Origin of the sequence: Cryobacterium sp. TMT1-3 (assembly GCF_004402315.1) — a bacterium.
GTDB classification, from domain to species: Bacteria; Actinomycetota; Actinomycetes; order Actinomycetales; family Microbacteriaceae; genus Cryobacterium; species Cryobacterium luteum.
Genome location: NZ_SOFW01000039.1, coordinates 1 through 15,158 on the forward strand (window position 1 = coordinate 1; position 15,158 = coordinate 15,158).

11 protein-coding genes are annotated in these 15,158 nt (G+C 67.2%); 4 read left to right on the top strand and 7 right to left on the bottom strand.

The genetic code is table 11. The features are described 5' to 3' along the window. On the bottom strand, positions 1–1,332 hold a 1,332-nt coding region (locus E3O25_RS13635; protein WP_194085951.1), incomplete at its 3' end, for a YhgE/Pip family protein. 3 nt (positions 1,333–1,335) lie between these two features. Beyond that, complete coding sequence (locus E3O25_RS13640; RefSeq protein WP_092111852.1) at positions 1,336–2,151, bottom strand: hypothetical protein; 816 nt, start codon at positions 2,149–2,151, stop codon at positions 1,336–1,338. Positions 2,152–2,267: 116 nt separating this feature from the next. Between E3O25_RS13640 and E3O25_RS13645 the strand changes: the two genes are divergently transcribed. Continuing rightward, the gene (locus E3O25_RS13645) at positions 2,268–2,909 is read left to right on the top strand and encodes a TetR/AcrR family transcriptional regulator (protein WP_134361399.1); all 642 of its coding nucleotides are present in this window, start codon (positions 2,268–2,270) and stop codon (positions 2,907–2,909) included. A 153-nt stretch (positions 2,910–3,062) separates the two neighbouring features. On the opposite strand, the gene E3O25_RS13650 is transcribed toward E3O25_RS13645, so the two are convergent. Together E3O25_RS13650 and E3O25_RS13655 are read right to left on the bottom strand one after the other, a co-directional pair. Beyond that, positions 3,063–4,739: a flotillin family protein gene (locus tag E3O25_RS13650; protein WP_092111849.1), complete on the bottom strand. Its 1,677-nt coding sequence runs from the start codon at positions 4,737–4,739 to the stop codon at positions 3,063–3,065. Between the two features lie 164 nt (positions 4,740–4,903). Continuing rightward, positions 4,904–7,180, bottom strand: a complete 2,277-nt coding sequence (locus tag E3O25_RS13655) for a caspase family protein (RefSeq protein ID WP_134361400.1) — start codon at positions 7,178–7,180, stop codon at positions 4,904–4,906. Between the two features lie 205 nt (positions 7,181–7,385). On the opposite strand from E3O25_RS13655, the gene E3O25_RS13660 reads away from it, so the two are divergent. Next, positions 7,386–9,167, top strand: a complete 1,782-nt coding sequence (locus E3O25_RS13660; RefSeq protein WP_134361401.1) for a hypothetical protein — start codon at positions 7,386–7,388, stop codon at positions 9,165–9,167. A gap of 16 nt (positions 9,168–9,183) precedes the next feature. Here E3O25_RS13660 and E3O25_RS13665 read toward each other — a convergent pair whose 3' ends face one another. Further along, positions 9,184–10,041, bottom strand: coding sequence for a caspase family protein (locus E3O25_RS13665; RefSeq protein ID WP_134361402.1), 858 nt, complete (start codon positions 10,039–10,041; stop codon positions 9,184–9,186). Between E3O25_RS13665 and E3O25_RS13670 the strand changes: the two genes are divergently transcribed. Continuing rightward, the gene (locus tag E3O25_RS13670; protein ID WP_092111841.1) at positions 10,040–10,996 is read left to right on the top strand and encodes a bacterial transcriptional activator domain-containing protein; all 957 of its coding nucleotides are present in this window, start codon (positions 10,040–10,042) and stop codon (positions 10,994–10,996) included. The genes E3O25_RS13665 and E3O25_RS13670 overlap by 2 nt on opposite strands. A 51-nt stretch (positions 10,997–11,047) precedes the next feature. Further along, positions 11,048–11,890 carry a TIGR00645 family protein gene (locus E3O25_RS13675; RefSeq protein WP_134450332.1) on the top strand — a complete coding sequence of 281 codons (843 nt, stop codon included), beginning with the start codon at positions 11,048–11,050 and terminating at the stop codon, positions 11,888–11,890. Between the two features lie 138 nt (positions 11,891–12,028). On the opposite strand, the gene pflA is transcribed toward E3O25_RS13675, so the two are convergent. Further along, positions 12,029–12,820, bottom strand: a complete 792-nt coding sequence (pflA, locus tag E3O25_RS13680; RefSeq protein ID WP_134361403.1) for a pyruvate formate-lyase-activating protein — start codon at positions 12,818–12,820, stop codon at positions 12,029–12,031. Positions 12,821–12,824: 4 nt separating this feature from the next. Continuing rightward, positions 12,825–15,089, bottom strand: coding sequence for a formate C-acetyltransferase (gene pflB, locus E3O25_RS13685; RefSeq protein WP_134361404.1), 2,265 nt, complete (start codon positions 15,087–15,089; stop codon positions 12,825–12,827). Positions 15,090–15,158: the final 69 nt, after the last annotated feature.

The window sequence follows — 15,158 nt, forward strand, 5'->3', positions numbered from 1 at the left end:
GGTGCTGGCCGTGGTGGCGCCGGCAGCCAGGCTGCTCGCGCCGGCGGCCGTGCTGTCGGCCCCGGCCTGGAGCGTGGCGGCGCCGGCCTGAAGCGACGCAGCACCCGCCGAGACGGAGTGGGCTCCGGTCGAGACGCTCGCAGCTCCGGCAGCCAGGGTACCGGCGCCGTCGGCGAGGGTGCCGATGCCGGTGACGAGCGGCGTTGCAGTCTGGTCGAGCGCGGCCGCCCCGGCTGCCACGGTGGCGGCGCCGTCGGCGAGGGCCGTGATCGATCCCCCACCGGCGGCGAGAGCAGCGTTCAGCTGCGTCACGGTCCAGTCCGGGTGCGCCGTGGTGAGGGCGGCGATCGTGGCTAGGTTCTCGGCGACGGTGTCGGTTCCCGCCTTGAGCTGGGCGGTCGCCGTCGGCAGCGTTGTCGCGCTCGTGTCCAGGGTGGCCGCTCCCGTGGCGAGGTGTGACGCACCACTGGCGACCTGCGCGGCGGCGCTCGCCACCGACGCCGAACCGGTGGCCAGGGAGCTCGCGCCGGTGGCGAGGGTATGGCTGCCGGCATCCACCTGGGACACCCCGCTGGCGAGGTCGGCGGCGCCGCTGGCAAGGGTACCGAGTCCGATGACGAGTTGCTCCGACCCGTCGCTCGCGCTCGTGGCGCCGTCGCGGAGGGTGACGGCGCCGTCAGCGGCCAGCGCGAGGTTGTCGTGCAGGCTGGTGAAGCCCACATAGACGTGGTCGAGGTAGGTCTCAGAGATGGAACTCGACAGCTCGGACCGGATGGCGGCGGTGACCGTTTGGGTGACCTGGCCGACGATGAAGTTTGAGGCGTCGTCGGTGTACACGTGCAGTCGGGCCTGTTCTGGCGCGAAAGCGGATGCTGCGGTGCCGGCCGTGACCGCGCCCGGGTTGGTAGCGGTTGACGCGAGGGTGCTCGAGAAGTCGGCGGGAACGACGAGCACGGCGAAGTTGGTGGTGTCGGCGAGCGAGCGGCGCGCATCCGCTTCGTCGGTGGCGCTGCTCCAGGTGAATCCGGCGCTGTCGCTGCCCACGAGGGAGTCGACGAGGTCGGCGCCGGCAGTGATGGTCTGCTCGGTGCCGTCGGCGCCGGTGATGCTCGCGGCCAGGTCGTCATTGACGATGACGGCGTGGAGTCTGCCGACATTGCCGCTCGTATTCCAGTTCGCCGAGAGGTAGACGCCGCCGTAGATGGCGGGAACGGCGGCGATCATGACGAGCGCCACAATGGCCAGGAGGGATGATCGAAACCTCGACAGCTCGATGCCCGGCAGTGAAAACAGGCGCGGTGTGAACAGGCGGGGTGCGAACGGGCGGGCCACGATTCAGACCTTCCGGGTGAGAGTGGTCAGGGTTGGTTCAGCGCAGTCGAGGTCGAGCAGGCAGACCGGGCGCGTCGGCGCCGGCTGCACATCGTCGTCGACGCGGTCGAGGATCTCCAGTAGCTCCCTGGGATCCTGTCCGCTCGCCGCGATCGTGAGGTCGTGCCAGCCGGCCGTGCGCAGGGTGAGCAGTGCAGCCCAGGCGCGGGTGCGGTCATTTGTGTCTCGCAGGGTGTCGACGTCGTCGACGATCAGCAGGCGGGGCCGGCCGATGAGAGCCACGACTACGCCGAGCACGGCGCGATCGAGCGGTTGCAGGTTGAGGATGCGGTCGGTGCCGGTCAGTCGTGGCAGGCCGGCTGCACTTCGGTCGAGAATGTCACCGGCGCGCGCGTCGACCTGACGCAGCAGCGCATTCACCCGAATGAGGCGGAGTGCCACGGTTTTTCGGCTGACCAGCGGTTTGTACCAGGGCTGGCGCAGCACGAGGGCGGCGGCGATCTGGCGTTCGACCGTGAGGTCGTCGTCGAGCCGGTTTACGATCGGTGTTTCAGCGAGGGCCGACAGGTGCCGCACCTGCCCGCCGCCACCGCGAAGCGGATGCCCGAACACGGTCGCCGTTCCGGCGAACCCGCGCAGGCGGCCGGCCAGAGCGAGCAGGAGGGCGGTCTTGCCCGAGGCGAACCGACCGGAGACCACGAAGAGAGCGCCGACCGGAACGTCGAGGGTGACGGCGTCGATCACGGTCCGGCGGCGATTCCTGATGCTGAAATCGCGCGTTCGGATGGCGAAGTCGCCAGGTTCGAGGTCGAGGGTCATGCGGGTTTCCATCCAGCGTCGGGTTGTGCGGGGCGCGAGGCCGCCTTAGTATTTCAGTACCGAGAGTATCCAATACCCAAAGTATTCAGTTGTCAATTGCAATTCGGAGAAAACTCATGGTCGAGACGCCCGCACCACCCGCCAGCGCTCCCCTGCCACGCAAGCGGCCGCTGCGCACCGACGTGCGGGCCGACATTCTGCGAGCGGCCACCGAGCAATTTTTCGAATCGGGCTACCTCGGCACCAAACTCGACGACGTTGCGACGCGGGCCGGATATACCAAGGGAGCGGTCTACTCCAATTTCGGGTCGAAACAAGCCCTGTTCGGATCGATCCTGAACGAACGGCTGGCCACCCTGCTTGGCGGGCGGTTCGCGACCATTCTCGGCGACGAAGTTCAACTCGACGACGCGGCCCTCGCCCGCATCGCCCGTCGTCTGGCCGAGACGCTGGTCGACGACGGCCCCTGGCACCTGCTGCTCATGGAACTGGCTGTGCACGCCGCGCGTGATCCCCAGGCCGCTGACCTCTATCGCCAGAGCCGGCAGAGCGTGCGGCTCGCTCTCGGCGCGGTCATCCTGGAACGCGCCGACCGATTCGGCATCGACCCGGCCGCCCACCGCGTGGATGTGCTCGCTCCCCTGATCATGTCGGCGACCAACATCATGGCACTCGAAGGAATTCTCGACCCGCACTACTTCACGAGCGAGGTGCAGGCCCGCATGATCGAGGCGCTGCTCGTTGGTACCCTGCGGTAGTCCCTCCCGCAGCATTCACCTCCGTCGCAGCGCGGGAGTCGACGGTGCTCGTGGCTGAAGGCCGTGACGCCGACCCCGGCGGTCCCGGCTGCTGTGAGCCCCGCGAACATGACCGCCGCGGCCTGGCCACTGACCAGGCCGCGGGCCACCTCGTTACGGAAGCAGGCGGTCCCCCGCCATCCTGGGCAACCGGTCCGCAGCGGCACGGGCGATCGCGGATTCGGCTTCGTTGGCGACAGCGTCGAAGTCGACGCCATCGATCGAATCAGCAACGGATGCCCCGGCTGCCGCTCGCGCCGCGGCAGCAGCCGTCGCGGTCGATGATGACACTGATGTGGGTGTAACCGCAGAAACCGTTGACCCGGCGTCCGCGATCGATGCCGGCGCCGAAACCGCAGCATCCGTCACGGTCGAACGCGGCGCGGCACCAGCAGCCGGCGAAGCGGATGCGCCGGCGCGGGCCGGCCCCGAGCTTCGCAGCGCGGCCCCGGCGGTGCCGCCGAGCAGCCCGCCGAGCAGGTCCTTGATGCCGATGCCCATGGTGGAACCGAGTACGGCATCGACCTCGCTGAAGCCCGACGCGACGTTCTTGGAGAGTTGGCTGGCGCCATCCGTTGAAATGACGGTGAGCTGGTCGATGTTACCCATGGGAGCGGCCAGTTCGTGGGCGATCTGCGGCAGCATCTCGACCAGGCGCAACTGAATGAGCGCCTCGGACTGCTGCGCGACGGCCTCGGCAGAGAGGCGTGTGGCCGTGGCTTCGGCGGTACCGCGGGCGAGGATGGCGTCGGCTTCGGCCTGACCCTCGGCGCGGGTGGCCTCAGAGTTGGCGACACGGCTGTCGCGATCAGCGGTGGCCTTAGCAACGGATGCCTCGGCGGCGGCGATCGCGGTCACCCGGATGCGATAGGCATCCGCGTCGGCGATGGCGTTGACCTCGGACTCGAGCTCGGCCTTGCGCAGGCTCGCGCGACGCTGGGCGGTGAGTTCCTGCTCCTGCACGATGGCCTGCTGCGCCTTCGCCTCGGCCAGCGGCTTTGAGGCCGCAGCCTCGGCGGAGGCCTTGTCGGTGTCGAGCTGCAGCGCGGCCCTGCGCAGGGCGAGCGTGTTCTGCGCTTCTGCGATGGCCTGCTCGGCGGTGATCAGGGCTTCCTGCGACTCGCGGTTGGCGACGTGCTCGGCTACCTCGGCCTGACGACGCACCTTGGCCTGCTCGGCACGACCGATGTCGCGGATGTAGTCGTTCTCGTCGGTGATGCCCTTGATTTCGAACGAGTCGACGTCGAGGCCCTGATTGGCGAGCGATTCGCGCGCGGTGGCGAGCACCGAACTGCCGAGCTCGTCACGCTTCTGGATGACGGTCATGACGTCGGTCGCGCCGATCGAGGAACGCAGCGAACCGCTCAGCACCTCTTGAGCGAAGCCGTCGATGTTTTTGTCCTGCCCGAGAAAGCGCTGGGCCGCAGCCCGAATCGCGGCGGGGTCGTCGCCGACCTTGACGATAGCGACGGCCTCGACAGAAAGCGTGATGCCGTTGCGGTCCTGTGCGACAGCGGTGATCTCGATCGCCCGGCTGCGCAGGCTGATCTTGAACGCCTTCTGAAAGAACGGGGTGATGAACACGCCCTGGCCGTGCACGACCCGCTGCCCGGATTCCTCGAGCGTCGCACCGTCAACGATGGTCTTACGGCTCTTCTTACCGGTGATGATGAGGGCTTCGTCGGGCCCGGCATTCTTGTAGATCGTCTTGGCGTAGATCAGGCCGATGAGCAGAACAACGACGATTGTGAAAATGATCCCGGGGATCGGGCTGAACAGAAAATCGAGCATGGGTTCCTTCCGAGGCGCGAGGCGCGTACATCGTGTCGGCGATCCGGTCGGGTTCCCGTGGCGCCGAGCTGTCTGCCCAGTCTCGCAGGCCACGGCGCCGGATGCGAAAGATGTCGACAATCAGAGCGTCGCCCGTGTGCCCATCCTCTCGGCCATGTGACCGGCTACCCGTCGATGAAGTCGGCGGCAGCGCGCAGAAACGCGGCGGCGGCGAGGGCGCGCGCTGCGGCATCCGCTTCGCGCGAACCGGCGAGAGCGCCGCTGCCCGGGCCAGCCGGGGCCACCGGGCCGCCGCTTCCAACACCACTGGCCGCACCCGAGGCACCACCACCAGAGGCACCGCCACCACTGGCGGCCGCCGCATCGAGCAGAGCCGTGATCGCGTCGGGGATTCCTGCCGCGGCAACCACGCCAGCCATCTCGGCCGCAGCACCAGCACCACCCAGCGGCGCCAGAAAGACGCGTGACTTCGCCGCCCGCGGGCCGTTAAAGTCGGGGTTCTGCCGCGGCTGGCTCGAGAAGGCCTCCCGCACCTTCGCCAGGAACTCCCCGTTGGTCAGCCGGTTCGCGCTCGGCACCACGAGCAAGCTCGCCGCCACGGTGAAGTCGCCGTGCCCGCCGGTCTCGTAAGCGACCTCGGTGGGCTTGCAGGCGCTGAACAGCACCTCCCGCGCCAATGCACGTTTGCCGGCCCTGGCCGGCGTGCCGCGTTTGGCCCGATAATTCTTGCTCGTCTGCTCATCAGGAATAATGAACCGCGCCCGACGCCCATGGGGAGCGGATGCCGCACTCAGGTCGGCAACCTCGGCCGGTTGCAGCTGCAGCCGGCGCTGGCCGTCGCCGGAGTGGCAAGAATCGAAGAAGGCCGTGAGACTGACACCGTCGGGCAGCTGGTCGAAGATCTCGCCCAGGTCGTCGTCGATGATCAGGTTCCCCTCGCGAAAGTCGACCGGGCAGAGCGCTTCGTCGTACTTCTTCTCCGCATTGCCGGCCTCGGCTTCGTCGCCGTCGAGGTCGTCGACATAGGTGCCATGGCCGGCGTACTGAAAGACCAGCACATCACCCACGACGCTGCTCGCGACCAGATCGAGCAGCCCGAGCAGAATGTTCTGCCGGGTCGCCTCCGCGTCGAGCAGGGTGCGCACCGCAAAGCCGGCGGCGGCAAGCTGCGCGGCCCAGGCCTCGGCATCCGCTACGCAGCCGTAGAGAGCATCGCCGCCCGGGTAGGCGTTGATGCCCACGCAGAGGGCGTGGTGGGTGCCGGCCGGCCGGGGCGCGGTCGGGCCTGGAGCCGGCCACAGTTGATCGCCGAGGTCGCGGGTGATCGGGAACGATTGGATGCGCGAGCTGCCGGTGACCCGGCGGGCGACGCTGTCCATCGTGGGAATATCGTTGTCGAAACCGCCGTGGCTGGTCGACGTGCTGCGGCTGGCCAACGGGCCCGTCGTCGTCTTCGACCAGACGATATCTGCGGCACCACCGACACCGGGCGACCCGCTCGCGCCCGACAGACCGAACAGTTTCGTGAGCACCGGGTTGGCCCGCAGGCACTCCTCGAGGCCGAGTATGGGCGAAAATTCCTCGGGTTCGAACGAAGCCCGCACGAGGTAGAGCAGGGATTTTCCGTAAGCGCCCAGGCAAGTATCGTCGCGCTCGAGCTTTTCGGTCATGGTGAACAGGGCGAGCGATTCCACCCCGTGGCCAACGAGAGGCATGAGCTGTTTTTCGAAGACGTCGGTGCGCACGGCCGGCGCGAGCAGGCTGAGTGTCTCGACGGCCGGCACCCCCGCTCTCAAGGCGGCCGGAAGAAAGAAGGAGTGGAAGATCGACCCGGCGCTGTGCCCGACCGCGTGCACACTGATCGTGCCGGGGTGGGCTATGCAGTACGCGCCCAGCGCCTCGGCCACGTAGCGGGCGCCGCCGTCTCCGGCCGACGCCGCCTCGGCCGAACGCTTCATCTGCCCCCAGATGGCCTGGCCCTGGCCGAATCGGGCGGCCAATTCGAGCACTCGGTCTTTCGCTTCGTCGAGCCAGCCGCGGCGGCCCCGGGCCCAATCACCGACGGCGCTCGTGATAGCACCGGCGAGGCTGGTCTCCCAGACAAAGTGAATCGGGTACACGCCGTTGGACTTCCACCAGTCCACCTGGGTAGCGGCGATGCGCAGCCCGGCTTGCTCGTCGACGAGCCCGCCGTGGGCGTAGAAGACCACGGGAACGACACCGCCCTGCTCGGCCGCGAAGGCCGGGAGGTGGGTGGCGAAAATGGCGTCGACATCTTTCTTCGTTGTTGCGAACGCCCCGCTCGATGAGAATTTGCCGCCGATGAGATTGACCACGTGCGGCCGGAGCTGCTCGAGCTCGCTTTTCGGTAACGATGGTTGCCGTTTCGTGGCCAGCTGGTGAGTGGAACTGGTCGACTGGGCGGGGCTCGATTCGTTCATAGCGTCGTTCCTTTCACGGTCGAACACGGGTGCCGCCGCACAGATCACCGCGATGACGATACCGGCGCGACGATACTGACGGCACGGTGATTATGGCCCGGAAGCGTTACTGCGGCGTTACTGCACGCCCGCTGCACCGCGTCGCCTTGACAGACCGGGTGTTCGGTTGCATATTGCAGGCACTAACGGATGCTGCGGGGCCACTATGACCAATGGTGCGGAGACAAATGGTGCGGAGCCGAATTGTTCTGAGCTGCCTGCCGCGGAGCCGCCGGGTACCGACCCCGGATCGGGCAATCCGGCGCACAGCGGCCAGCAGGTGGGCCTGACCGTGCTCGCCGAGGGGCCCTTCACCCGGGGCCCCGACGGTCCGCTCACGACAACCCTGCGGGTCCCGGTCGAACGCATCGGTCCGGGTCCGCGCAGTGCCCGGTTCGACGTGATCGTGCGCCGCCCCGGCGAGAAACCCTTCAGCCTCGAACTGGGCTCCCCCACCCCGCCCTGGATGGTCGTCGACGAAAGACCTCCCGACAGTCTCGCGGCGCTGTTACAGGACAGCCGCTTTCTGGCGCAGCAGGTGTACGCGGTGGCGGCATCCACTTTGGCGTTGTTCGAGTCGACGCTGGGGCGGCGCATGGGCTGGGTCGGCGGCGGCCGGCTCACCATCAGCGCTTACGATCGGGTCTCTTACCGGGAGTCTGGCTACTATCGCGATGACGGCCTGATTCGCTTCGGGCACAAGCGCGACGGCCGCGCGCAGAAAGCCGTGCCGCTCGCCCTGTTTCGGGACCTCGTGGCGCACGAAGTCACCCACGCCATCGTCGACGGCTACCGGCCGAAGTGGGCCGATTCTCATGCAGAAACCGACCAGCTCGCCCTGCACGAAGCCATCGCCGATCTCGTGGCACTGCTGTCGGTGTTCTCCACGCAGACCCTGGTCGAACAATTGCTGACCCAGAACGGCGAGGCCAGCCTCGACCTCGACACCCTCGACGAAAATCTGCTGCGCAGCGACCTGTTCCGCTTGGGTGACGGGATGTTCACCCGTGGCTCGGCCCGGCCGTCACTGGCCGAGGACCCGCACCCGAACTGGCGCACGCTCAGTGACCCGCACCTGCGCGGCGGGGCAATCGTGCAGGTGCTCCTGCGCGTGGTCGCCCGGCTGTGGATCACGCGTCTCGACGCGCCCGGTGGCCGCTCGAGCCTGTTCCAGGTGGCCCGAGCCGGGGCATCCGTCGGCCGGCAGGTGTTGAGCATGCTCATTCGCAGCCTCGGTTACATGCCGCCGGTGGATGTGACCTGGGAAGACCTGCTGCGCGGCATCCTCGCCGCCGACCGGACGGTCGTGCCCGATGACGACCTCGACTACCGCGGCGTCGTAGTGACGGCCTTCGCCGAGGCCGGAATCGTGCTGCCAACACCCACCGACCTTTACGGCGTGTCGACCTTCACCGGTCTGCGGTATCCGGTGCGACTCGCCGCCCTGGGTTCGGATCCGGAGGAAATCGTGCGATTCCTCTGGGAGAACCCCACCCTGCTCGCGGCGGCGAAAATCGATCCGACCCGGCCGATCGTGGTCGAACGGGTGCGCCCCACCCTGCGGGTCGGCCCCGACGGGTTCGTGGTCTCGGAGATCGGCTCCACCTTCACGCAGGGGTTTCAGTTGAGCACCGCCGAAGCGCGCCGCTTCGGTCTGACCACCCGGGCACCGGTGTTCATTCGCGGCGGCGGGCAGCTGCGCTTCGACGAGGGCGGGCGCCTCAGCTTCGCCGCCCTCAAACCGATTCTCGACCCGGAACGTCAGCAGGCCAAGCTCGACGCCGCAATCCAGGCGCCTCACCCGGTGGATGCCGCACCCCCGGCTGCCCCGCCCGTCGCCCCGCGTGCTGCCCCACCCCCCGTACCTGTGCTGCCGGGCGCGACCCGACGGATTGCCGCTGCGCCGCCCGAAGTATCAGCGCATCGGCGGCCCACATTTCACCCCTGACCGGTTCACCCGGTGACTAGAAGGCGGTGCCCCACGCGGTCGCTTTTCCGGGAGCGGATGCCTCCAGTTGCGCCCGCTGGGCGAACTTGCGCCCGCGTAACTTCACATTGACCTGCTTGATGACCGCGGCGCGACTCGGAGCGACGCCGGGCTGCAGAGCATCGAGCAGGAAATGCGTGAACGCCCCGCTATACCGGCCGTCGAAGTTCGCATCGGCCGCGGTCTGGTCGGCCCGGCAGGCGGCGAACAGAACCGGCTTGGCCGCCGCCTTCGAGGTGCGCACCAGGTCGCGCAGCGTTCGGGTATCCGCGCCTTCGGCTTCGGCTCCGTCGCGGCCGAGTGGCGTCGGGGGTGGAACGAACCGGGGGCGGCGGTCGTCCAGCGTCGGCACCAGATCCATGGCACGCAGCCCGCTGCCACTGTGGCAGGTGTCGAGGATCACATCGAGCAGCACTCCCTTCGGCAACCGGGTGAACAGCTGGTGCAACTCGTCGTCGAGGATCAGGGAACTCGCGTCCCAGGCGGCACCGTTCTGCCGCAGGTCGTAGGTGGCAAAAGCTTCGTCGACCTGGTCGGCCTCATCGCCGCTCGTGTCGGGCACCTGGGTGCCGTGACTCGACATGGTGAACACGATGTGGCCGAGGTGTTCCCCCGGCAGGTTCGCCCGGTCGAGGGCCTCGGTCAGCGCGCCCAAAACGGCGTCCTTGGTCGCGGCCTGGTCGGTGAGCACGGTGATGCTCGAGTCGGCGAAAGCGAAATCCCTGCTCAGCAGGGCGCTCACGTCGGCGGCGTCGTTGACGCCGCCGTTCAGCCAGCTGCTCATCGGCAGGTTCTCGAACCGGTTGATGCCCACGCAGAGGGCGAAGTGACTCATGGCCGTCCAATCTCGAAAGCCCGTGCCCGGTGAGGCTAGCCCCGTCGGCGTTACCGGTGAGTTACTGGAGGGCGGCGCGGTGACGCGCGCCCACGCATCCGTTGTGGGGGTGACGGCATTGACAATCCCGCCCGGGCTGGCCATTCTGGGCGGTAGCACCCGCCTCTTCGGTGCGGGGCAGCTGTGTATTCTTCGCGGATCGAGCACCATGGGATTTTCGGCGACACCGGGTTGGGATCTTCGCGTGCTGGGCTACTGGCAGTTGCGCTTCAACGGCGTGCCGGTTGAGGTCGGTGCCCGCCAGCAGCGGCTGCTCGCCGCCCTCGCCCTGCTGCACGCCCAGCCGCGGCACGTGCTCGCCGCCCTGCTCTGGCCGGACAGCCCGGAGCATCAATCTGCGGGCAACTTGCGGGCGAGCGTCTTTCGCATCTCCCATGAGCTGCCCGGGTTGCTCAGCGCCACCGATCCCCTGCAGATGGACACTGTGGTGCGCGTCGATCTGCGCGAGGTGCGCGCGTTGATCACCGAGATCACCCTGAACGCCACACGATCGGTATCACCGGATTCCATCGATCTGCTGCAGGAAGCGAACCTGCTGCCGGGCTGGTACGAGGAATGGGTGATCAATCAGCAGGATCACCTGCTGAATCAACGCTTGGACGCCCTGGAGACCGTGGCTCGCTCCTACCTCGCGGCCGGCAGCTTCGGTCGAGCCCTGAGCGCGGCGCGTGCCGCCGCGGTCGTCGATCCGCTGCGGGAGAGCGCGCAGCATCTTCTGGTGCGCTGCCACCTCGCCGAAGACAACTATGCGTCGGCGGTGCTGGTCTACCGCAGCTATCGCACCCACCTGCGCCGTGAGCTCGGCATTGCGCCGTCTGCCCGTTTTGCGCAGTTGCTCGGGCTGGAGACCGCCACGAGTGATTCCCGCCTGCTGGTGCGGTCGCTGAAAAACTAGAGCGCCAGGCGTACAGGAGGTTCCCACCCGACCCTCACTTATGATCGACCGGTGACTGAAACAGCCTTCCCCCGCCCGTTCCGCCCCCAGTCCCGCTGGGTACGCAGCGTCGGCCTGATGATTTTCTTCAGCCGCTGGCTGCAGGCGCCCCTCTATATTGGCCTAATCATCGCGCAGATCATCTATGTGATCGTATTCATGGTCGAGCTCATCAACCTCGGTGGCGACGTCTGGACCTCTCTGACCGTGCCCGGCGACGACGGTGGCATCCACGTTGAAGAAGCCGCGATCATGCTCTCGGTGCTTGGCCTGATCGACGTCGTGATGATCGCGAACCTGCTGATCATGGTCATCATCGGCGGCTACGAAACGTTTGTGTCCCGCATCCGTTTGGAGGGCCACCCCGACCAGCCGGAATGGCTCTCGCACGTCAATGCCAACGTGCTCAAGGTCAAGCTGGCCATGGCCATCGTCGGAATCTCATCGATCCACCTGCTGAAGACCTTTATCGAGGTCGGCGACCTGGCCGCGCGCGGCACGCCGGTCAGCTCGGACCCGACCGAGACCATCACCGGCAATGTCTACACCTGGGACGGCGTACTGTGGCAGGTCATCATCCACATGGTGTTCATTCTCTCGGCGATCGCCCTGGCGTGGATCGACCGCATGTCGCAGTCCGGTCACGCGGCACCGCCGGCGACCGTGCCGGCACCGGCCATCGCCCCGCAGCCGGTCGCAGCGCTCGCCGCCGGGCCCATCCGTCGCGAACTCGCACCCGCCGCATCCACCGGCATAGCTCTGCACCTCACTCAGCTGGGCCAGCTGCGCGATGCCGGCGTGGTGACGGATGCCGAATTCCTCGCCAAGAAGACGGAGTTGCTCGCCCGCTACTAGCAAGTCAGATCGTTTTCCTGTCGTCCAAGTACGTAACGCCGGTAAATTTTGCGACACGCCGTGATCCGAGCACGGAAAGCCCGGCGTGTCGCATTTCTACCGGCGTAACGCACCGGGCGAGCCGCACACTCGTGCTGACTAGAAGGTCGTCAGGCCGCGCACACGAAACTGGGCCCGCACCCGCTCGAGCAGTGCGGCATCCGGCGGTTGCACTCCGTGTAGCGGATACGAAATGGCCAGGCGGTTCCATTTATCCTCGCCCATCTGGTGAAACGGAAGCACCTCGACCCGGGTGACGTTGGGCCAGCGAGCTACAATCTCGGCGACCGCGTCGACGTTGTCGACGGCGTCGGTGAGCCCCGGAACCAGCACGAACCGTGCCCACACGTTGGTGCCGCGGGCGCAGAGCCGGTCGCCGAACGCGATCGTCGGTGCCAGTTCGCGACCGGTCACCGCTCGGTAGGTGTCGGGCAGGCCCGACTTCACGTCGAGCAGCACCAAATCGGTATTTTCTAGCAGCTCGTCCGACGCATTCGCGCCGAGATACCCCGAGGTGTCGAGCGTCGTGTGCACGCCCAGCGCACGGCACTCGGCGAACACGCGGGCCACGAATGCGGGTTGCATGAGCGGCTCCCCGCCGGAGAGCGTGACGCCGCCGCCGGTCGCCGTGAACACACCCCGATACCGGCGGATGCGCGTCAGCACCTCGTCAATCGGCGTGAGCGCACCGTCCCGCATCTTCCAGGTGTCGGGGTTGTGACAGTACTGGCAGCGCAGCAGGCAGCCGGACAGAAAATAGGTCAGCCGGGTGCCAGGACCGTCGACCGCTGTCACCAGTTCCCACGAGTGCACGCTCGCCACCGTGCCCGTGCGATGTCCCTCAACCTGCTCGTGGTGAAATTCAGGTCGGCCCAGCTGTACCGCGACCACGGTGTCAGACGCTCGTGTGGAAGGTGCGGCTGATCACGTCGAGCTGCTGCTCCCGGGTGAGGCGCACAAAATTCACGGCGTAGCCCGACACCCGGATGGTGAGCTGCGGGTAGTTCTCCGGGTGCTCCATCGCGTCTTCGAGGGTTTCCCGATTGAGCACGTTGATGTTGAGGTGGTAGCCGCTCGAGAGCGTGTAGGCGTCGATCAGGCCGACCAGGTTGGTCACCTGCTCGTCGGGGGTGTGGCCGAGCCCGGCCGGCACCACGGTGTTGGTCAGCGAGATACCGTCTTGCGCTTCGGAGTAAGGCAGTTTCGCCACGCTGAGCGCCGAGGCCAGCATGCCGTGCGTGTCACGGCCGTTCATCGGGTTGGCGCCGGGTGCGAAGGGCGCGCCGGCCCGACGTCCGTCGGGGGTGTTGCCGGTCTTCTTGCCGTAGACCACATTGGAGGTGATCGTGAGCACCGACTGGGTGTGCACGGCGTTCCGGTAGGTCGGGTGCTTGCGGATCATGGCCATGAAGGTTTCGACAATGGTGACCGCGATCGCATCGACCCGGTCGTCGTCGTTGCCGAACGCCGGGTAGTCGCCGTCGATCACGTAGTCGACGACGAGGCCGGTATCGTCGCGCACCGGCCGCACGGTGGAGTACTTGATGGCGGCGAGGGAGTCGGCGGCGACGCTGAGGCCGGCAATGCCGCAGGCCATCGTGCGCAGGATGGTGCCGTCGTGCAGCGCCATTTCGAGGCGTTCATAGGCGTACTTGTCGTGCATGTAGTGGATGCAGTTGAGCGCGTCGACGTAGGTTTCGGCGAGCCATTCAAGGCTCGCGAGGTAAGCCGTCCACACGGTGTCATAGTCGAGCACGTCGCCCACAAGCGGGGCGGTGACCGGCGCGATCTGCTCGCCGGTCAGTTCGTCGCGGCCGCCATTGATGGCGTAGAGCAGCGCCTTGACGACGTTGACCCTGGCTCCGAAGAACTGCATCTGCTTGCCGACACCCATCGGTGAGACGCAGCAGGCGATGGCGGCATCGTCGCCCCAGGCCTCACGGATGAGGTCGTCGGACTCGTACTGGATGGCCGAGGTGTCGATGGAGACCTGCGCGCAAAAACGCTTGAAACCCTCTGGCAGTTGGTCGCTCCAGAGCACCGTGAGGTTCGGCTCCGGCGCCGGACCCAGGTTATACAGGGTCTGCAGATACCGGAATGCGGTTTTGACGACGAGGGTGCGTCCGTCCAGGCCGATGCCGCCGAGCGATTCGGTGACCCAGGTGGGGTCGCCCGAGAACAGCTGGTCGTACTCGGGGGTGCGCAGAAACCGTACGATGCGCAGTTTGATCACGAGATCGTCGATGAGTTCCTGGGCCTGGCTTTCGGTGAGGATTCCCGCCGCCAGATCACGCTCCAGGTAGGCGTCGAGAAACGCGCTGGTGCGGCCGAACGACATGGCGGCACCGTTTTGCTCCTTGACCGCGCCGAGGTAGGCGAAGTACAGCCACTGCACCGCTTCGGTCGCGGTTCTCGCCGGCCGCGTGATGTCGAAACCGTAGGACGCCGCCATCTGCACGAGTTCCATGAGCGCGCGAACTTGTTCGGCATTCTCTTCGCGGGAACGAATGACGTCGTCAAAGCTGAATGACTCATCGAGCCGGGCACGTTCGAGCTTTTTGGCCGCGATCAGCGCGGTCACGCCGTAGAGCGCGACGCGGCGGTAGTCGCCGATGATGCGGCCGCGACCGTAGGCATCCGGCAGCCCGGTGATGAGGTGGCTGTGCCTGGCCCGCTTAACGGCCGGCGGATACACGTCGAAGACACCGTCGTTGTGGGTCTTGCGATACTTCGTGAAGATGGTTTCGAGCTCCGGCGACACGGGGTAGCCGTAGGTTTCCAGGCTGGTCGCGACCATGCGCCAGCCGCCGAAGGGCATGATGGCGCGCTTGAGCGGAGCATCCGTTTGCAGACCCACGATGATCTCATTGGCACGGTCGATGTAGCCGGGCGCGTGCGCGGTGATCGATGCCGGGGTGGTCGGGTCGACGTCGTAGACGCCGAGTGCCCGTTCCCGGGGGAACATGGCCGACAGGCGGGCCCAGAGGCCGAGGGTGCGCTCGGTCGCCCCGGTCAGAAAGCTCGCGTCACCGGTGTACGGCGTGTAGTTGCGTTGGATGAAATCGCGCACGTCAACGCCGTGCTGCCACGGCCCGGCGGTGAAGCCGGCCCAGCCTGTGTCGTCGGTGGTCGTGGCACGCGGGGAGTCGAAGAGGGTCATTCTCCCACGCTAACGACCGGGCCGGCTGCTGTCTCGGGCCGTAAGTCCCCTCTTTGCGCGCTACGGCAA